Source organism: Paenibacillus sp. FSL P2-0089 (genome assembly GCF_038595095.1).
GTDB classification, from domain to species: domain Bacteria; phylum Bacillota; class Bacilli; order Paenibacillales; family Paenibacillaceae; genus Paenibacillus_AQ; species Paenibacillus_AQ silagei.
Genome location: NZ_CP152006.1, coordinates 1,396,292 through 1,418,626, shown reverse-complemented (window position 1 = coordinate 1,418,626; position 22,335 = coordinate 1,396,292). Strand labels below are relative to the sequence as shown.

Here is a 22,335-nt window from a genome sequence, read left to right as displayed (position 1 = left end):
ACAGCAGTATTGGATTATTTCTCTTCAAAGTGCTCATCAATTTTAATCCCGACATGCCGGCCTCCCGAACAAATATAAGCCGCCAATTCATCCCCTGGCTTCAATGTCGAAGCGTTATAGGGTTCTCCATTAAATCCTAAAATGCGGATATGCCAATCATCCTGTACAATTGTATTGATAACCTCATTCCCGGCATCAACCTCAATTTTTATTAAAGGTCTCATTTCCGTTTTCACTCTGCCAACAGATACTTCCCTCGTATTCCCTTCTACATCCACACATAGCACTCTACTGCCAGCCTTCAGGTTAGCCAAATATTCGGTCATCCCCTGCGGAGTCCAAATATATGAATGAATGGCTCCCGCATTGACACGGAACGGCCTTAGCTCCATATAGGGAAGATAATGGGTCTCCGAACTGACCAATAGCCCTCCTCTTGAAGTAGAGCCGATGATCATGCCCTCAATTTGCGTCATCAGACTGGTGGTATCTACACAAGCTCTGTACCCCATACCAATGTGTTCTATACTTCTAACGACACCTTTGACTAGATTCAACTTGCCTTGTTCCTGTTTACCGAGTAATTCATTCATTTTCACCAATTCGGCAGCCTCTTTCGTTTCTAGAACTACACCATGACATCCCACTTCCATTACACCGAATGCAATTTCCGCATCCTGTGCGCTATCCACCGCCTTAAGAATTTTCGTGTCGGTCTGTTGAAGACGGGCGATTAACAGCTCCAAGGGGATGTTGGTAACATCCTTAAATTCTGCGATCAAAAAGTCATGCTTCATTCCGGCTTGCCAGGCGCTGTCCATTTCCTCTTGATTTCCAATTTGTTGAATAAATGCAGTGAGATAGCCCTCTGCTTTTTTGGATTCCAACAGTACCCTGTTTCTGGACATGATAATGACCTCCATGCTAAGGTCCTCGCAGTCCTCTTCATTCCGGCACTCCACAATAAATTTTAATTTGCTGGGAGCTTTCAATATTCCCAAGGCGCTCCGCTGAACGATTGCATATTCAAACCGCTGGCTGAACAGCAACGGCCAAAGATTGCTTGCAGCTTCAATTTCTCTTCCGTCAAACCATACCGTTTTATTCATAGGTCATCATCTCTTTCACTAATGGATTGGAGTTGTTTCTTGGATTTCATAAACGTAACCAGATCTTCAACCGTACTTAAATGGTCACCCGCTAGCTCTCCGTCGTCAAAGGCAATATCCGTAATTTGTTCGATAATCACGATCAGCTTGATGTATTCCAGTGAATACATGCCCAGATCATTCAGGAGTACCTTCGGCTTCACCAGCTCTGGCTCAACGCTCAGAATATCCACTAATATCTGCCGAATGTTCATAAAGTCCTCATCCTCCAAATAGGACATGTCCTCCTGTTCCATGGCAATCACGCTGGTTGCAAGCTCCCGGGCCATTTGGGCAAGGACATTTTTATGAATCTTTTCATTAGCAGTTAGAGGAAGCTGGTCTACCTTAAAAAACTGCCCAGGAATCATATATTGCGGAAGCAGCTGCTCCAGCCGCTCCCTTAGTTCTGAAGGGGTCACGGAAGTACCCGAAATATAGAACGCTACGATTTGAGAATGTTCATTATCGTCATCGGTCACAACTGCAACAGCATTTGTAATTCCAGGCAGGCCCAACATGACATTTTCAATTTCTCCGAGTTCTATTCTGTAACCGCGTATCTTGATCTGGTCATCCATTCGCCCCGCTATTTCCAGCTCACCATTCATCCCCCATCTTGCGATATCCCCGGTTTTATAGATTCTGATATCTTGGGAATGTCTGCTGTATACGAACCGATCAGTGGTTAAGCCGGGTTGCGTATATCCTCTGGCCAGTCCGGTACCCGAGATATATAACTCTCCGTACACCATCGGCGGCTGCAGACACATATTGTGGTCCATAATATAAATCTGCATATTTGTGATCGGGCCGCCAATTGTGACATCGTCCTTATCTGTCATATCTTCCACTGTTGCATATACAGTGCATTCGGTAGGGCCGTAAACGTTGTATACTCTTGCTCTGGTATTCTCCCTAAGCTGCTGCAGCAGCGGAGGTGACAGCGGCTCTCCGCCGGTTATCACAATATTCACCTTTTGTAAGACAGGGGCTGATATATTGTCGCTTAGTATAAGCTTCAGCTTAGACGGGGTGAATTGCAGTATTTTAATTCGTTCATTTCCAATTAATTGAGCCAGCAGCCTTGGATTTTTTTGCTCCTCCTTCGAGGCGATGACAACCGTCATGCCTATACATAAAGGCAGAAGTGTCTCCATTACAAAAATATCAAAAGAAAAATTAGAAGAACATAATATGGTCTGCTGGGAAACAAAATCAATCTTCTCATTCATCCCCTCAATAAAATTGACAACCGCTTGATGTTCAATTACAACTCCTTTTGGAGTTCCGGTTGAACCCGAGGTATAGATGAGATAAGCCATGTGGTTTCGTTCTGCCAGCGGGAGCAAATTAACATCGTCATAATCTTCGTATTTAATGTCGGCAAGGTTGATCACATCTTGATCAATTCCGGGCGGGACTTCATCCATGTTCGTCAATACCAAGGCAGTCTGGCTATCCTGCAAAAAATACTTAATTCTTGCTTCCGGCAATTCAGGGTCAATAGGAAGATAGGCTCCCCCTGCTTTTAAAACGCCTAAAACGCCCACAATCATATCAACAGAAGGCTCCAGTAGTAATGCAACAACACGTTCCGGTCCAACCCCCCTGTCTCTTAAATACCGGGCAAGCCTATTCGCGTGACGGTTAATCTCGTTATAATTAAATGTCTTATTATCAAAGACGACCGCAGCGGTACTTGCTGATAGTTCTGCCTGTTGCTCAAATATTTGATGGATGTTCTGTGTATAGTAATGATTGCTGACATTATTGAAGCTATACGGGATGAGATGCTGCTGCAGAGACGATATCTCCATATGTTCCACCGGCATTTCCGGTTTGTCCAATACTTGCTGGATCAGACTTCGTAGATGACAAGAGATCGATTCGATAAATTCCGGCTGATAAACATTTGCATTGTATCTGAAATGAAAGGTTATTCCATCCTTCATAATCGGAACCGTTACAGTGCAGTTGTAATTAGTCTGGCCGGTCATATGAGTCTCTTCAATTTCAAAAGGAAGCCCGCTCTCTTCACTGCCAGCTCTTATATTCTCGTTGATGGGATAATTCTGAATGACCAAGATATTATCGAACAGTTCCTTCTGAAGCGGGCTCATAGCCTGTATAGAATTCAATGGGTAATGACTATAAGCAGTTGTTTCAATCGACTCTTTTTGTATTTGTTTAAGCAGATTGCTGAAGGGAATTCCTTTCGGAATATTCATTCGCAACGGAACCGTGTTTACAAACAGTCCCGGCATTTTTTCGATTCCCTCCACGGCGGGATTTCTACCGGAAACAACCAAGCCGAACAATACATCGTTTGTACTGTTGTAGCGGGACAAAAGTATTCCCCACAGGGCTTGAATCAAGTTGCTTATGGATATTTTGTTGTCTTTGGCAAATACAATCAACCAATTCGTCCATTCTTCACCCAAACTGAATTCAAATTGCTTCTGAAGAAACCCGGATTTTTTTTGCTTTAGCAGCGCGGGTAAGCCTGTCGTCACTTTTAAGCCGTCAAGATATCCTTTCCAGAACAATGAACTCGTTTTATAGTCTTTTTGTTCCTCCACCCACTTCACGAATGTTCCGAACGGTACAGCTTCGTCCAAGCTTGGCTGCTTACATTGGGACAAGGATTGATAAACAACAAGAAACTCATTGAACAGAATCCCCATTGACCAGCCGTCCAAAATAATGTGGTGGTAAGACCAGATCATCATATAGCGGTTCTGCCCAAGTTTCACCAGTGTTGCCCTGATTAACAGGTCTTCCTGTAATTTGAACCCCCGTGTCCGATCTGCTGCCTTTAAGCGCTCAATGTATGCGCTCTGTTCCTCCAATTCCAAGTGCGAGAAGTCATGACAGGCGACGCGGGCTATTCTTTGCTCCAGTGTAATCTGCAGGAAATCCTCTACGTTCTCATAAACAAATATGTTGCGAAGCACCTGGTGCCGATGGATTAAATAATTTAGACTTTCCTCGAATATCTTTAAGTTTACTTCTCCTTTTACCATAACGCTGCATTGTTCGAAGTACGTTTCCGGGTTGCCGCTCCGCAGAGAATGATATAATATTCCTTCCTGTGTAGGTGTCAACGGTAAAATACTTTCAATTTCATTTATCGTCGTTTCCAAGGCTCCAATCCTCCGCTATTTGAGATTTTTGATTCGTTGAGTGAGCTTGTCCAGATCTTCAATTCGCAGATTCTTCCGATACCCCAAATCTGAAGGAGTCTTCATTTGCGTATCGCGCAGCATGCAATAATCCAGAATCCCCTTCAATTGTTCAAAGTATAAATTCATCAAGCTCTGCATTGATTCATACCGGTATTGATTGTTGCTGAAACGGACGGATGTCACCAGCTCATCGTTATTGATCCAGGCTTTAAACTCCAAAGCAACCGTCTGCGGAAACAACGGGCTTATCGTCTGACCGCATTGACTGGATACAAGGAAACCCGGTATCTTCTCAGCCGTTCCCTTCTCGGATTGCCCACTATACGAAAAACTGATTGCAGGCGTGATTTCAATTTGTTCGCGGTTTGGAGTTAAATAGGCAAGCATTCCAAAACCCGCTCCTTGATTAGGAATTCTTCTGATCGTCTCCTTGATATTTCTGATGTTGTAGGATAAGTCGCCGGCTTGTTTCATCTCTATTAAAACCGGAACCCTTGTATCAAAGCAGCCAACCGTCCTCTCCGTGCTCCCCCCGTTATGGACATTGCTTCTTCCGCTCAACTCCATCTGTAGAAGCAATCGTTCCATTCCGGACCACTTATGAAAAGCCAGCATCAGAGAGGTAATCAGAAGATCGCTGATCTCGGTATGAAATGCAAGATTGGCTTTCGTAAGCAGAGCATCGATATCCAAGCTCGGTATTGCAACCTCAATGACTTCACTTTCTCCAACTGTGCCTGCTGTTCCGCCCAGTTCATTCTTCAATTCAATTCCAGCCGCTAGTTTCTTTAAATTTCTCCAATACGGCAGTTCGTTGTCCAAATTAGAACTGGCATATTCAATGGTTTGTATTGCCCAATCCTTATATGAATGCGTTTTGTCCGGGAATGTAATGCTCTTGCCCTGGAGAAGCGCTTCATACCCTGAAACAAAATCCTCATAAATAATATTCAAAGAGATACTGTCAGCAAGAAGATGATGAATAACGACAAGCAACCGGCTATCTGTGCCACACTCATACAGGGCCAAGCGTACAAGCGGTCCTTCTAACAGATTCAAGCTGCTGTGAATAGCATCCGCACTCTCCCGGAGGATACGCTTAGAATGCTCCTCGTCCAGTCCGCAAAGGTCAAAGCTCTCTAATGAGAAAAGACCGCTATCCCATCCCCTGTTGATCTGAACGGTTCTTGTACCCTTCCTGGCAAATATGCTTCTTAAGACGTCGTGATGCATCAGGATAGAGTCGAAGGTACTGTGTACCAAGGCCTCGTCAAACCCGCCCTCCCGATGAATCATCATGGCTTGATTGAAGTGGTTGACCTGGCCGTTCGCAACTTCAAAAAACCAATGGTGAATCGGCATCAGAGGAATCTCTCCTACGATGAGGCTCTGGTCAATGCTGCTGTTGGTATCCTTAAGACATTCACTTAGTTTGCTGATCGTCTGAAATTCAAACAAATCCTTCATATCGAAGTACATCTGATGCTTATGCAGCTGCGACAAGATTTGAATAGATTTGATGGAGTCTCCGCCCAACTGGAAAAAGTTCTCCTCCACTCCGATTCGCTCGTAACCGAGCACTGCCTGCCAAATCTCCGTTAATATCTTCTCGTGCTCTGTTACAGGCGCTGCATAAGGAGTTGTGTCCGGCTGATGGTGATTCTTCTTTACGGCTGGGAGCTGCTTTTTATCCACCTTGCCATTTCCGTTAAGAGGAAATTGATCCACTTCAATAAAGTAAGAAGGAATCATGTAATCGGCCAGCTTCTCCATCAGGTACTCCCGTAAATTCAAGGATATGCCCTTGATTACTGGGAGATAATACGCGACTAAGGAACGATGACGGTCTTCATCCAAGAAATCCGATACAATAGCCTCTTTAATTGCCTCATGCTGCCTTAACTGGTATTCGATCTCTCCGAGTTCAACCCGGAATCCTCTGATCTTGACCTGGTTCTGCTCTAACCTTCCCATAAACTCAATATTGCCGTCCGCAAGAAATCTGCCCATATCACCGGTTTTGTACAACTGCTTGCCAGTGTAGGGATCACTAAGAAAGGCTTCCTTCGTCATGCCCTCATTCTTGTGATATCCCAGGGAGAGCCCCGCACCGCCGATAAATAGTTCTCCGACAGCTCCATAGGGCATACGCTGCAGGCTGTTGTCCAAAATGTAAAACTGATTATTGTCAATCGGCTTTCCGTAAGGAATGCTTACCTCATACGCACATGATTCCTCTATCGGATAATATATCGACCATATTGACGCTTCTGTAGCACCGCCGAGGCTGATACATTGGGCATTTGGAAAGAAGCCCTGTATGCGGGCCGGCAATCCGACACCGATCCAATCTCCGCTCATAAACACCAGCCGCAGATACGTCTGCTTGGTCGTCAACTCGCTGTCTTCCATGTATCCGACCAAATGCGATAACGTTGAGGGAACAGAATCCCAAAAGGTGATTCTCTGCTCGTACAAAAGATTATGCAGCTTACGTGGATCCATAACGCTTTCTTTATCTGCTATGACAACTTGTCCACCTGCCGATAAAATCCCGAATAAATCATAAACTGATAAATCAAAGCTAATTGAAGTCACAAATAAAAGCCGATCATCCCGTCCGATGTCAAAGCGCTGATTCACCCAACAAATCAAGTTCACCACGGAATGATGTGCGATGGTTACCCCTTTGGGGGTTCCTGTCGAACCTGATGTGTAAATTATATAAGCTACATCCACTCCGCTTACTCTTACATCGTTGTTATGCGATGGAAATGACCTGAAGTGTTTGTCGTTATACCGTAAGAGACGGGGATGATATATCCCTTCCTCCGCGTCACCTGACACCATTAAGCGGACTTCCGCATCCTTCATAATCGCTTCTTTTCTTTCCTGCGGATAATCAGGTTCGATTGGAACGTATGCCGCCCCCGATTTCATGACCGCAAGTAAGGTTACGATCATATCGAACCCGCGATGCATACAAATAGCTATCCGATCACCCGGTTGTATTCCGAACTCCCGTGTTAAACAGTGCGCTAATCGATTGACCTTCCGGTTTAATTCGCCATACGTGATCGTTGCATCTTCCAAGAGAAGTGCAATATTCTCCGGGAACAACTCCGCTTGCTCCTCAAAAAGCTGATGGATGGTTGTATTCGATGGATACTCTTTCTGCGTCTCATTAAGAGCGTTCATCCGCTCCAATTCCCGGTCATTCAGAATCTGTTCTTTATTAGTCTGGATATCGGGATTCTTAATGAATTGCTCCAAAATAGCAAGATAGTAATCGGCATATATTTCGACTTCGGCAACCGGCAAATAGGCTTCTTTATAAATCATTCTGATTTCCAGTTCTGAGTCAAAATTGCTGATCGTAAAATCAAATAAAGTATTGGTCCGTTCATAGTTACTGATCGACAATTCACTCTTCGCTGACAGGTCCTGCTTCACTTCGTTATAGACATAGAAGTCTACATAATTAAACAGGGTATCGAAAAACGGATTGGAGTTGCCCATTTCACCCAGATGTTTGGAAATCTCATATAACGGCATTCTTCCAAAATACTTTAGCTTTGTTAACTTCTCTTCAACGCGATGGATGAGATCCCTCCAAGTCAACCGGCTGTCCCCCAACTGAAAGCGAACAGGAATCGTATTCAGGAAGCAACCCAGTATCTTATGACTATCCTCAGACATAAGCCTGTTCTGATCTACAATACCTGCTACAATATCATTATCGTGGGAATACAGGTTCAACATATACAGATAAGCGCTGAATAAGACGGTTTTCAAAGAAACTTGATTCTGGGCAGCAAATTGCTTCAGCGATTGTGTTGTAATCTCATCAATCTTAAATATGGATGCCTTACTCTCCGCCCCTTCTCCCGCCTCCTTACTGCGTTTAGGGAATTGAGAGCGCTTATACTCGTTTAGCTCTTCCTCCCAGAAGTGATAAATGTCGTTCTTTTCCTTCAGCGATAATTGATAGAGAACGTAGTCATAATACGTACTGCTTAATTTCTCAAACACGGCGAAGCCATCTGATTTCATTTGGAAATACGTATTAATGATTTCCGTACTGAAGGTTGCGTTGCTCCAACCGTCCAGCAAAGCATGATGGAAGCTCCAGCAGATGCAAACGGATTGAGTATTAATTTGGAATGCCTTCATTCTCCACAACAGCGAGAACCCTTCCTGCAACGGGTAAATAAAAGGCTTACGCTTATCCTCTTCCTGGTATAAAGCGATGATTCTTTGCTGATCGTCTTTGGAGTACCCGGTTATGTCTATGTAATCAATAATATAATCCATATTATTGTGAACGATCTGAACCGGCTCGTGAAAATGTTGAATATCAAATGTGGTTCTGAGAATAGGATGCTTCTTCAGCATTAATCCCATGGATTTATTAAGCGCTTCCAATACAAAGCAGTCATCCTCAATTTCATAAACAAATTGTTCATGATAAACAGCATCCCCGGAGTTTTTCAATGAGTAAAAGATCATGCCCAACTGAATATCGCTGATCGGGTAAAAATCTTCATATTGCTCAGGAAGAAAAGCTGCCTGCAGCGGATCGTTTAAGATGGTGTCCCTGAGCTTTTCGACACGCTCGATAGCACCGGATAAATCGTTCGCAGGTGATTCATTTTGTTTCGCATGCACGGCTAATCGGCGAATCGTCGGATGTTCATATATATAGCTGATATCCAATTCAATGTGTGATTTCTGCAAAGCTGCCACAATCTGAATAGCCTTAAGGGAATCTCCCCCCAAGTTAAAAAAGTTATCGTCAATTCCAAACTCACTCAAACCTAAAATCCCCGCCCAGGCTTTATGGATTCTACGTTCCATTTCATTTGCAGGCTGCTCCTGGCCGTGATCTACTTGCTCTGTTAACATCTTCAGTGCATGCCGGTCAATTTTCCCATTGGCATTCAACGGCATCTCATCCAAATGGATAAAGCGGGCAGGAATCATATAACCCGGTAAATAAGCACTTAAGAATGCAGCGAGCTCCCCCGCCGGCGCGGCCTTACCTGCAGCATAATACGCGGTCAATTCCTTATTGCTGGAACGGTCCTCCTGAACCAGCACCACTGCAGACTTCACCATTTCAACCTTCAAAAGCTGCAGTTCAATTTCAGGAATTTCGATCCGGTTTCCTCGAATTTTCACTTGATAGTCGATCCGGCCAATGTATTCCAGCTCACCGCCGGCTGTCCATTTTGCCCAATCGCCGGTTCTATACATCTGTCCCTCATGGGTAATGCAGTTATCTTTAAATCTGGCATCAGTGAGGTCCTGCTGATTCAAATAACCTCTGGCAACCCCTACACCTGTGATGACCAATTCTCCCGGTACCCCGACAGGCTGCAACTGATTACTGCGGTTAACTACAAACAATCCGATGTTATCAATCGGCTTGCCTATTGGGACTGCATCAGCCTGATGCGATTCACTGCACACATGATACGAAACATCAACGGTTCCTTCAGTCGGCCCGTACAAGTTCACCAATTGCTTATTCCGGAAGACGGAGTGGAAATTTTGTACATGCTTTCCGTGCAAGGCTTCTCCGCTGGCAAACACTACTTTTACTGTATCCATAAGATGTGCGTTCCCGGTTTGTTGAACATAATCGACAAAGATATCAAGCATCGACGGAACAAAGTGCATCACCGTCACCCCGCCCTGATGAATAGCTTCCAGTATTGCAATGGGGTTTTTTTCGCCTTCCGGCTCTAGTATGCATACCTTCGCACCTTGGAAAGACCACCAAAAAATCTCCCAAACCGAAACATCGAAGGTATAGGGGGTCTTCTGCAATATGACGTCATTGCGCTGTAACGGAAATTTTTTTTGCATCCAATGCAACCGGTTCACAACGGAATGGTGCTCAACCATAACCCCTTTTGGCACTCCTGTCGAACCCGATGTATAAATGACATATGCAAGGTCTGCCGGGGAATTGACAGGAGCCATATTGGTAGCTTCCCCGGAATAATTCGCCGCTTCATCAAGGGCAATGATCTCCAGGCCTTGCTTCTCAAGCCCGGGACAGCTGTGGTCTGTCAAGACCACCCTCACACGGCTGAAGTCCAGCATATAATCCCGTCTTTCAATGGGACATTTGGGATCAATCGGCAGGTAGCATCCGCCCGCCTTAAGAATAGCCATGATACCGACCAGCATCTCAGGAGAACGCTGGCAATACATCGCAACGGATTCATTGCATCCTACTCCCAGTGAACGCAATTTCCTGGCCAGTTGATTGCTTCTCCGATTCATTTCTTTATACGTCATTCTTTCATTCTTGCAGATAATGGCCACTTGATCCGGCGTTTTGGCCGCCTGCTCTTCAAAGAGCTCATAGAGGAGTTTATCCTTCGGATAGTAGGCTTTTGTGTTATTGAACTCATATATGATTGTATTTTTTTCTTCAGATGTAATATACTCATACTCTTGTATCGGGCGCTCCATACTGCTCATCACCTGCATGAACAGTTGAATGAACCATTCTGTAATCCGGCAAATGGTAGCTTCGTCAAAACTGCCCAAGCGGTACAGTACCTTCCCTTTAATCAGCCCGTCAGTCTGAGCAAAGGAGAACACTAACTCATTATTTGGGTTGGAGCTAAGGCTGGTGATGAATTCTTCCCGGTGTAACCCCTGCATATGCAATGCCACCCGGAATACAGATTGCGCAGCTTCTTCTCCAAGAAGCTCACTTAATCTGCGGATAGAGAAATAATGATGCTTGTAGGCATCCATCAAGCTTTGCTTCTCCTGAAACAGCAGACTCTTAAATGTTTGTTCAGGGTCGATTTCTGTTCGGAGAAACAAATACGGATTCAGCGATTCTTCTGCTAACGCAGGAATAACAACCGTCATGTCATCCTGATCGCACCATTTGTTTAGGAAAACATGCAATGCGCATAAGATCACGGTAAACACCGCTAAATTCTGATTTTTCCCGAGCCGCAAGATTTGCGCCGATAATTCGGCTGGTAGGTTAAAAAGATACTCACCCTTTTCATTTCCCTGAGCAGAATAATCTTTTGGAAGTCTCAATTCCTGGTATTCCTTCCTGAACTTTTCGATCCAGTAATTCATCGTTTCACTTTGTAAACCTGATGAAAGAAGAGATTCATTCATTTTTGCGCCTCCAAAGAGATGTTTTTAACTTAAGCCGATGTATGGGAATAAATGTGTATGCATCGCCTCCATAGGATGGCGGAACCGCTTCAGATGTTTAGCTTGAAAAACAATAACCATATCCGCTTGAGGCAGAATGATTATGCTTGTTCCCCCGGCCCCTGAGGCATAATAGCCATGCGGATGCAGCCACCACAAATATGAATAGGGACCGCTTCCGGCGGTGGATTCAGTTACCCAAGTGGAGGGGATAACTTGTACACCGTTCCAATCCCCCTCATTTAAGTACAAATAACCGAACCGGGCCATATCTTTTGCAGTTAAATGCAAGCTTCCGGCCAAATGCTGCTGCGGATCCTCGCATTCCCAAGCATCGGCGTGTATACCGATTGGACCAAACAGCCACTTGTTGGCCAATTCGTAAATTGACATTTGGCTTACTCTCTGTAACACAGCCGAAAGAAGCCAAGCATCGAAATTATTATATTGAAACCGGTTCATCGCCCTGTTCTTGACAGGAAGCTCAAGAATATACCTTAACCAGTTATCAGACCTGCGCATCCTGTCAACCATTGGCTGACTGTCGGCTGCAAGTCTGGGATAGTAGAAACCCGATGTCATCGTTAATAGATGCTTGATGTTGAGACAGAGTATCCTTGGATCACAATCCTTGCTGAGAAACTCGGGAAACAGTTCTATGATTTGCTGATCCGTATTCGACAGGTATCCTTTAGCTAAGGCTATACCGGCCAAAGCTGACAGTATACTTTTATTCACAGACAGAATATCCCGTTTATCAGTCTCTCTTGTTCCTCTGTAATACTGTTCAAAGGCGATTCTTCCATGTTGTACTACTAAAAAACTGTATACATGGGGGAAATCTCTCTGAAGATGCTTACTGGCATTCCATAACAGCTCCGGATCGATTCCTGCTGAGCTTGGAGTGCCGTATTCCCATTCCTCCGCCGGCCATATCTTTGATCCGTGAACCACCATGGTATTGCTAGCCTCCGTAGTTTTAGTTTAGATATAAGAAGCTTCCTATAACCGAATGCGGATTATGGACTAGCATCTCAGGCGTCCCCTCCGCAATGATAGAGCCGCCCTGTTCCCCGCTTCCCGGACCCAATTCCAAAATCCAGTCACAACATGAAAGAAACAAGGCGTCATGCTCAATCACGATCACGCTATTCCCTCTTCCAACCAATTCATTTAATAAGGTCAGCAGCTTGCCTATATCATGATAGCTAAGGCCCGAAGTAGGCTCATCAAGAACAAACAGCTGTCCTGTATGCTTGTGATCGGCTAATTCCTTAGTCAATTTTATCCGCTGGGCCTCTCCGCCGCTAATCGTTGTAATCGGTTGCCCCAATGCAATATAACCTAATCCTACATTGACCATGGTTAACAGAATCCTTGCGATTTTTGGATCATGAACAAATACTCCAGAGGCTTCTTGTACGGTCATCCGCAAAACGTCACTGATGGTATAGCCTTGATACCGGATTTGAAGAATTTCAGGCTTAAAGCGCTTCCCTTCGCAGCTGGGACAAACATGGCTGAACCGGGCGATCTCAACGATACCGTCACCACGGCATTGCTGGCAAGCTCCCCTGGAGTTGAAGGAGAAATCTCCTTCGGTATAATGCTCTCCCTGATCAATGGCTTGCTTGGAAAACGCCTGCCTGATAAGGTCCCAAACTCCGATGTAACTGGCAGGAATGGACGTTTTGGCCCTGCCTATAGGCTTTTGTTCAACTAAATGGCACTTCCTAATATGCTCCGCTCCATCTAAATGTGTGGAACCGGCAACACTCTTTCTTCCCTTGGACAAGTGCTCTTGCAGTGCCGGAACAAGCGTGTCCGTGATCAAGGAGCTTTTGCCGCTTCCGGATACGCCAGCAACTCCAACCATTGTGCCCAGTGGAATGGCAACATGGATATCCTTCAGATTGTTTGTGTTAACCCCATACAGGCTAAGACGCGGTGTATCTGCAGTTATAATCAGATCTCTTCTTCTCAGCAAACGCTGCACTTGTTCCTTTGCAATATATTGGCTGATCACACTCTCCTTACAGCTGATGAACTGTTCATAGTTTCCCTGGAACAGAATCTGTCCGCCTTCTTGTCCACCGCCGGGTCCGAATTCAATAATGTGCTCCGCTGCCCTTAGCATCATATGGTCATGTTCAACGACTATAACGGTATTACCGGCTTCCTTTAACTTAAGAAGCTTATTAATAACCTTATCTTTCTCAATTTCGTGCAGCCCGACTGTAGGCTCGTCAAAAACATACATGATCTCATTTAATTCAATATCAAAGAATGAAGCCAGATATAGTCTTTGCAGTTCTCCTCCGCTTAACGTTGGAATTCTGCGTTGCAAAGAGAGATAGGACAATCCGACATCCAATAGATGCAGCAGTTTTCTGCACATAAGCTCGGCAAGCTGCACGGACCGCTCATCGTGCCCGTGCTCGGCTGCCTCAGTCAGAATCCCGTAAAGCTCCTTAACCGAAATGGATTTCAGGTATGAGATATGGTGGTTCAATACCTTTACCTTCAGAACCTCCGGAGCCAGTCCGCTGCCCTCACACCCAGGACAAACCGTGGTTTCTGCCCAGTCTTCAATATCTTTTTGAGCGTAGATTTGATTAATGTAGGGAATATAGCCAATAAAATAAAATTCATTGCTCCCATACAAGTAGTCACGCTGTATTGCGGGAGACTGCTTGGAATACGGCAGATTGGCATCAAACCCTGCCAGCTTCGCATAACGCAGAAGCTCCTGTTTCAAATTCCGGTTCGTATCGTTGTACAGGCTTGCTTTGGATAACATTAGCTTTTCAAATATACTTTTTTCATCCACATGGGAGATAACGCCCCGTCCGTAGCATTGAAAACACATGCCGATGCTGGAGTTAGGCGAGAATGCTGAAGGGACGTATTCCCCGTGGCGGCTCCCACAAACCTTACAACTTGTATTGACGGCTACGGTGTTACCGCATACCGTACATTCCAACGTTCCGTAAAGTGAAAAGAACAACTCCAGCAACCGGTTCATTCCCAGCTTCGTCCCGACCGTGCTGCGGGGATTGCTCTGCCGGACAAGCTTCTGTTCCACCGCAACCGTCGGGTTAAGTCCCTCCATCTTGTCGAAGGAAGTAGTCTCATATTCATAATTCAGATCCCATTCTCCAAGTGCGCTAAGGTAACGTTTGGTGCCTTCGTAATGAATCAAATCAAAGGCAAGGCTTGATTTACCTGAGCCGCTCGGTCCGGTAATGACCGTTAACCGGTGCTTCGGTATTTCAACATAGATTTCCTTTAAGTTATGCAGGCGCGCTCTGTGGATTTTGAGCGATGACATCGTAACTCCTCCCCGGTATATACAAGCTTAGAAATCAAACTCGATTTCCATACCGCCTACAGTGCTCGAAGCTTCTTCTTTCTTGTCATGATCAACAGCTCGCACAAATTTCTTGTAATCATCGTATTTGGTATGAAAATCCTTGGCGAGTGCGCTTATTTCATTGACTCCGTCACTCACAACACTTTTGCTGGCATACCTGTCGCAGTAACTGCATCTTGTACAGTCTTTTTTGCAATATCCCTGAATGTCGTAGAAAGGTTTGAGGAAACCATCGAGCAGCTTATTGTCAACTGAAAACTTATAAGCATAATTCGATGAGAACATATCCAGCAATTCCATCAGATTCCCGTCAAATGACCCTCTGAAATATGCTTCCACTGCCTTAAGCGGATTCCCGCGGTTCACGTATTCTCTGCCTTGTAATTTGTAATAGCGGATTCCGATGCTTTCATAGTAATGCAGGTCCTCAGGACGGATCCAAGACAACTTCATAAGTTGGTTTACATCCTGAAAAATTTTCAGCGCACACCTGGTTGTATAGTAGTTTGTTCCTGTATCCATAGGATCCCGTACAACACCGCTTGTCTGGTTGTAATGGAACATCCGGTACGTACACTCCTGATGGCACAGGGAGTTAATAATGATTTCCGATTTGTCGCCGAAAGCGCTCGCGATTCTCCGGAGCATGTCAAAATCCCGGTTGATTGATTCGTCCAGCACGATACGGTCTACACCATTCTTCTTGTAGTGCAGAGCTTTGTTTACGGAATTGATCTGGCAGATGACAGACGCTTTAATCTTTATGTCCAACTCCATGGAGTTCACAAGATCCATCAGCGATGGGAGTGTTACGGTCAACGATCTGACCCCTGCTTTATATAATGCGGATATAAACTGCTTCGTCTCCTTCACGCCTTCTGCAGTAAACTCACGGTTATGCATGTAAGGTGCATTGAAAACATAGTTAAAACCAATGCCCTTCGCTTCACAATACCGGATGTATTCTGTCAAATCATACATGTCAATCTGGGGTAAATATTCGTTGATCCGTCCCGATTCAAAAGAGTTATTAATGGATATTTGCCCGTAAGTCTCGAGTACCTGACTACCGGGATATTGCTTGGCAAGCTCAACATACCCGTTGATTGTAGTCTCTTTGAAATCCGCCGGAATACTGAAAAACCTCATTTTAGCATAACCTCCATTTTAGTCCAGTTCAAGTTCAAAATTGAAATCCCAGCTGTCTGCCAGCGGCTTTTGCTCTACAGCACGGGAGGTTAGGCTCCCGATATCCATGGAAGGGTCGTTCAGGGTTAATTCAATCAGCTTGTTGTACTCATCGGCTATGCTGCGGATCGTCTCCTCTTTATAAAGAGCCGTTTTGTAAGTAAAATTAATCCGCAGCTGCGCGGAAGTTTCCGTAACTTCAACCTCCAAGTCCATTTTGGAAGCAGTCTGGTCAATGGAATAAGGGACCAGCCTCACATCCTGGAACTGCCCCTGGATCTTAGTAGAATTTTGCAGTACGAACAAGGTGTCGTATAACGGGTTGCGATTGGTATCCCGCTGTATTCCCAAGGCGTTAACCAACTCATCGAATGGAAGCTCCTGATTATCATAAGCTTCCAAAAGACTCGTTTTTACCTCAAACAGAAAATCCAGAAAGCTCTTGCAGGGAACAGGATAGTTTCTTAGCGCCAGGGTGTTGACAAATAAACCAATGATCTTTTCCGTCCCCATTTGCGTTCTTCCTTCAATAGGAAATCCCACCACAATATCCTCTTGTCCGGAGAATTTGTTTAGCAGCACATAGTAGACAGACAGTAACACCATATAGAGAGTACATTCTTTCTCCGCAGCGAAGCTTCTCAGCCGATCCGTCGTCTTCCGGTCTACCTCGATAGAAAACATACGTCCTTCGAAACCTACATATGATGTTCTTACATAGTCCGTCGGAAGTTCCAAAGGCGGAGCCAGTGTTTGATACCGGCGGAGCCAGTACTCGGTTTGCCTCTTGAAGTACCCTTCCTTTTGCATCTCGCTCTGCCAGGTGGAATAGTCTTTGTATTGCAGCTCCAATGGAGGCAGCGTTCTTTCTTCGTAGCCGTCTCCCAATTCACCCAGAATAATTCCCCGGGAGGTTCCGTCGGTAACAATATGATGGATATCAATAAGCAGCAAATGCTCGTTCTGCTGCAACTTGATAAGCTTCGCCCGTATCAGCGGAGAAGTGCCTAAATTAAAACAGCTGATGAAGGGGCGAATACAAGCCTCAACCTCCATGCTGGTATCCTGGGAGAGATCCGCCCATTCAAGCCTAAAGCTGCACTCGCTGGATACTTTCTGTACAACCTCTGCTCCCTCAACTAAGAAATACGTTCGAAGGGTCTCATGCCTATGAATCAAAGAAAGAAAGGCCTTCTCCAATCTTTGGCGGTCCAGATCGCCATCTATCCTGAAGGCATCCAGCATATTGTAAGCCGTGTTATTTCTGCTGATGCTTTGCAAAAGAAATATTCTTTTTTGTGCAGCCGACACCGGATAATATTTCTGTTCCTTGGCTGGAACAATCGCCTTTAACATGGATAATTGTTGCCACAATGTCTCCAAATGTCCGGATAACTGATGGACGGTTGGATATCTGAAGATATCCGCTACCTCCAAGCTACAGTTCAGCTGATTCTGGATTCGGTTGATAATTTTGGCCGCAATGATAGAATCAACACCCAACTCAAAGAAGTTCTGGTTATAATCCACATGCTCATAAGATAAGAGCTCTCCAATCAGACTTCCGATCTTCTGTTCAATTGTCCGTGTTGCGGTCTTATTGTTCACCTGAATACGACTGTCTGCATCCGGCCTGAGCTGTTGCCGTTTATGAAACTCCTCGTTGACGGATTCCGAAAAACGGATCGGCAATTGTTCAGAGATTTCATACAACTCACATCCCCAATTTATCCTGCCCGGGATCAAATCGTGGACATTATGGTGCAGCACCCAGTCAAAATAACGTATGGCCCTCTCCAGTAACAGTGGCTCAAATAATTCTTTGCGCAGATTGGTTTGCTTGCATTCTGCCAGCCCGGTATCCGTCCATTCAGGCCACCTGATGTTAATAAACGGAGTCGATGCGCTGCAGCGCATACTCGCGTAACTGTTCATGTAACTGTTAGCTGCTGTGTAACCGGCAGCCCCGTATCCTCCGATCAGGGTCATGGCCGAAGAGAATAGACAGATAAAGTCAGGCGGTTCGTTACATGTCAGCCGGTCCAATATCCAAGTGCCCTGCACCTTAGGACGCAGGATTCCCCTAAGGCTGTCTTCCGACAACTCATGGATTTCTTTGACCATCCCGTTTCCGGCACAATGAACAATGCCATTCAACGGGCCATGTATCACCCTGATCTCCTCCATTATTTGCTTCATCCGGTCAAAATCCGCAATATCCGCAGCATAATGGATAATTGTACTGCCGGAGTTCTCCATCTGCTTAATCATGTCCATCTTTCGGGCATCCGTATCGGGAAGTCTGGAACGACCGAGAAGAATAAGCCGGACTTTCTTTTTACCGCTCAGATACTTGGCCAGTTCCAGCCCGATCCCGCCAAATCCCCCGGTTATCAGATACAGCCCGTTTTCCTTTATCCCCACATTGCGTAATTCAGCATGGACGGTAGTCTCGGACATTGGGTTCAGCTCTTCATAATATCTTCTTCCAGCACGGAGAGCCGTTATGAAATAAGGTGACTGGCAGAGCACTTCACGCGTGATAACGGAAAGCTCAGTGGCATCGTCTATATCAATGCATTTGCAGCCCACCTGGGGAAATTCCCAATGAAATGACTTGGCAAACCCGTGCAAGGCCGCATTCACAGGTTGTACCAGGTCTGTTTGATTCACCAGATAGGCATACCGGGTAACAATGACCAATTCGGCCTCTTGGATTTGATTCATCTGAAACGTTCTAATCAGTGTAAGCAGATTGATAACCGGGTCTATCATGGATGTTCCCAGTTCCATATAATCATCCGCAGCGTTGACTGAGCCCACGGAAGTCATATGAACCAATTGTACTTTCCCGCTTATGCCGATTTGTCTGAACAGCCATTGATACCCCGTTCTATCACCTGTGATGAAGAACCTTTCCCCCTCCTTGGCGCAATAATCCGTTATCGTCACAGGAATTACATTCTCGGTATCTGCCTGCAATGATGCTAGAATCGCCCTCTCCCGCTCTCCGCCTCCGCCCAACACTATGGTGACTACATCATTACGGGCAGCAGCCGGCCGGTTCGGGCTCAGATCCTCCTTCCAGACCACCTCATAGCCATCCTGCATTTCAAAACACTTCCCAACCCGGCTATGTTCCGGTATTTGGATCCAGCACCGCTTCCGTTCAAAGGGGGTAACCGGAATTCTGACCCTATGCCTGCTCTGGCCTCTATATAGGGCGGAGAAATCAATCGTCATACCAGCAGCATAGCGCTGCGCAATAGTCTGAAGCGGCAGGGGGGCCTCTTCGCTGCAAGACAACGCCTGCTGTGTGAAGGCTTCCTCACCGCCAATATATATATCCGGTTCCTGAATCCACAAAGAATCATCCATGCAGTTCAATTGTTCCAGCTTTGACAGCAGATCTTCTTTGCTCTTAATAAGCATGGATAGTCTGTGTTTGTAATGCGTTCTGCCGTTGTTAGCTGTAAAACAGAGATCTTGGATATTCAATAAGTCTAAATGGGTTCGAAGGTGTTGTTCATATTGCTTCATTAGCTCAATCAAAGATTTCCTACTTTTTGCGGAAAGACAGAGAACATCGGGCAGTTCCTCCTCGCGAGGTGGAACGGAGGGCTCCTCCTCCACAACAATATGACAGTTGGTTCCGCCAATTCCAAAAGAACTGATCCCACTTCTTCTAGGCACAGCATTCCAGGGCTCGTTCCTGTCGCTGACATAGAGAGGAGAATCAATAAACCGGATTCTCTTATTCGGTTGCAGAAAATTTATTTGCTTGGGTATCACTTTATACTGCATAGCCAATATAACCTTGATCAGTCCCGCCAAACCGGAGACACAATTTAAATGGCCCAGATTCGTTTTGACTGAGCCGATGGCACAGAACTGTTTTTTCGAGGTATACGCTTCAAATGCTTTTCTGATTCCTAAAACTTCAATCGGATCCCCGATTTTGGTCCCAGTACCATGCGCTTCGATATAGGTAATGGTCTCTGGATCAATATCCGCATTCTTCCACGCCTTTCTGATGACATTGCCCTGTGCCTCCGCACTGGGAGATGTCAGGCCGATGGTTTTACCGTCCTGGTTAACCGCACTGCCCCTGATCAGGGCATAGATATGGTCCCTGTCTTCCTTCGCCTGATTGTAGCTCTTCAATAGAAGCGTAATTACACCTTCGCTCTCAACGGTACCGTCCGCTGAGGCATCGAATGTCTTCGTCTTGTTGAATTCCGACTCAATTCCAATCTTTACATCACTCTGTATCGGATCAGGCATGATATAAGCTCCACCGACGAGAGCCATGCTGCAGTCGCCTGAACGGATAGCTTGGCATGCCAGATGGAGGCCGACCAAAGAGGAAGAGCAAGCGGTGTCTAGGGTCATGGAAGGCCCTGTGAGATTGAGCAGATAACTCACTCTATTAGCTACTATAGCCGTTGCGTTCCCCGTCAAGAAATTTCCATACCCCTCCGGATCAACTTCTTTTGCAATCGTTGCATAGGCGGAATGATTCAAACGGACTCCCGCATAAACCCCCGTATCGGTTCCTGCCAATCGTTGTACGGCATAACCTGCGTCCTCAATTGCTTCCCAGCAAGACTCCAAGAACATCCGGTGGGTGGGGTCCATCACCGAGGATTCTTTGGGTGAGATCCGAAAATGACTGTTGTCAAACTGGTCTATATTTTGCAAAAAACCGCCCTTATTGTACCTAAGCTCATGATCATATCCCGCGGAATAATCCCGGTAAGCTTCAATATCACGCTTCCGGGCCAAAGGCAGGTCAGAGATGCACTCCTTCCCCTCTGTAATAACTCCCCACAATTCTTCCAGACTGCCGGCTCCAGGCACTTGCATAGCGATTCCGATAATCGCTATGCTCTCTTGATTGTATTTGTCAGATTTATTCATCCAAAGATGCTTCCCTCCTGCACTAAACCAGACTTAATGGTAAATAAAATCGGCGAACAAGGCTTTTGTACCGGTCTCTTCAAAAATTTGATCAAACCGCTTTACTCTAAGTTCCGCGGGAGTACGTTTAGTTTCAAATACACTCATCAGCATCGCAAGCGCTTCTTCCATGTGTTCCTTCGTCGGCATACTCTGCTCTTTCTCCAGTTGATCCTGAAGGGCTTGTATTTTCTCGTAAGGCATAATTACGCCGGTTTCGTATTCTTCGTTGTTGTCATTATTATTTTTTGTACAAACCGCGATTGCTAGGCAACGGGTAATCACCGTAAACTGATTGTCCTCTGGAGTGTTGACATGATGAGTCTGAAATTTATCCATTACGGAGTTGCGGTCGTCAATCTGACCAAAGGAGTAAGCCTGTACGTTGCTGCAGGTTGCCCTAATGACATTGGTCATGATGGATTGCGGTCCCATCTCAATATACAAATCTGTGCCTTGTCCAGACAAGTATTCCATCGTCTTGTCCCATTGAACCGGCTTGTACAGCTGCTCGGTCAGATTGGTGATGATTTGCTCTGAGGTTGTATATGGCATTCCGGTAACATTTGAAATGACAGGCCACTTTACGTCGTTCAGTGTAATTTTTGATATTTCTGCTCTCAATTGATCCGAGACATCCTTCAACAACCCGCTGTGAAAGGGAGGACTCGAAAACAACGGTGTAATCTGCACGTCGTCGGCAAGTTCAAGCAGTTCATTCTCCGCATCCGTGATAGCCTGTTCACTGCCGGCAATCACCTGCTGGTCTTTGAGATTGAAACAAGCAATAGAGACGGTATGTCCCAACCGGGACAGGCAATTGCATACTGCTTCCACCCGGGCTGAATCTAGTCCGTTCACCACCGTCATCCAGCTTGGATGTGTATCCTTGACATTCATCGCCAGTGAACCCCTTAACCGGACAAGCCGGAGGGCATCGGCAAACCGAAGCCCTCCCGAAGCAACCAAAGCTGAGTATTCTCCCAAACTGTGACCGGCCAAATACCTTGGTTCAAGTCCGACCTTATCCATAAAGGCCCTGAAGATGGCATAGCTTGCCGTCAATAAAGCAGGCAACATGTTCTCAATGGCATTCAGCTCCAAGACAGGCCCTTCAAAGCAAAGTTTTTTAATATTAAACCCCAGGATATCATTCGCTTCCTCGAATACTTCCCTCGCTACTGAATAGTCATCACAGAGTGTTTTGGTCATACCGACAAATTGCGATCCTTGTCCCGGAAAAACAAACGCCAGCTTGTTATTCATTTATTGCAGCTCC

The 22,335-nt window shown here is 45.6% G+C and carries 8 protein-coding genes; all 8 read right to left on the bottom strand.

From position 1 onward, the window contains the following. Window positions 1–14: 14 nt before the first annotated feature. The 8 genes from NST69_RS05740 to fabD all read right to left on the bottom strand — a co-directional run bounded on the left by NST69_RS05740 (window position 15) and on the right by fabD (window position 22,322). Window positions 15–1,109 carry a 3-dehydroquinate synthase II gene (locus NST69_RS05740; protein WP_342548717.1) on the bottom strand — a complete coding sequence of 365 codons (1,095 nt, stop codon included), beginning with the start codon at window positions 1,107–1,109 and terminating at the stop codon, window positions 15–17. Continuing rightward, a complete protein-coding gene (locus tag NST69_RS05735; protein ID WP_340955268.1) occupies window positions 1,106–4,294 on the bottom strand; it encodes an amino acid adenylation domain-containing protein in 3,189 nt (1,062 codons plus the stop codon). The genes NST69_RS05740 and NST69_RS05735 overlap by 4 nt, the downstream gene beginning before the upstream one ends. A 15-nt stretch (window positions 4,295–4,309) precedes the next feature. Further along, a complete protein-coding gene (locus NST69_RS05730) occupies window positions 4,310–11,497 on the bottom strand; it encodes a non-ribosomal peptide synthetase (RefSeq protein WP_036727817.1) in 7,188 nt (2,395 codons plus the stop codon). 24 nt (window positions 11,498–11,521) lie between these two features. Beyond that, window positions 11,522–12,493, bottom strand: coding sequence for a serine hydrolase (locus tag NST69_RS05725; RefSeq protein WP_036727815.1), 972 nt, complete (start codon window positions 12,491–12,493; stop codon window positions 11,522–11,524). A 22-nt stretch (window positions 12,494–12,515) separates the two neighbouring features. Beyond that, window positions 12,516–14,366, bottom strand: coding sequence for a hypothetical protein (locus NST69_RS05720; protein WP_155991592.1), 1,851 nt, complete (start codon window positions 14,364–14,366; stop codon window positions 12,516–12,518). 528 nt (window positions 14,367–14,894) lie between these two features. Further along, window positions 14,895–16,058, bottom strand: coding sequence for a U32 family peptidase (locus NST69_RS05715; RefSeq protein ID WP_036727811.1), 1,164 nt, complete (start codon window positions 16,056–16,058; stop codon window positions 14,895–14,897). Between the two features lie 18 nt (window positions 16,059–16,076). Continuing rightward, a complete protein-coding gene (locus NST69_RS05710; RefSeq protein ID WP_342548716.1) occupies window positions 16,077–21,017 on the bottom strand; it encodes an SDR family NAD(P)-dependent oxidoreductase in 4,941 nt (1,646 codons plus the stop codon). Between the two features lie 33 nt (window positions 21,018–21,050). After that, window positions 21,051–22,322, bottom strand: coding sequence for an ACP S-malonyltransferase (gene fabD / locus NST69_RS05705; RefSeq protein ID WP_340955274.1), 1,272 nt, complete (start codon window positions 22,320–22,322; stop codon window positions 21,051–21,053). Window positions 22,323–22,335 lie beyond the last annotated feature (13 nt).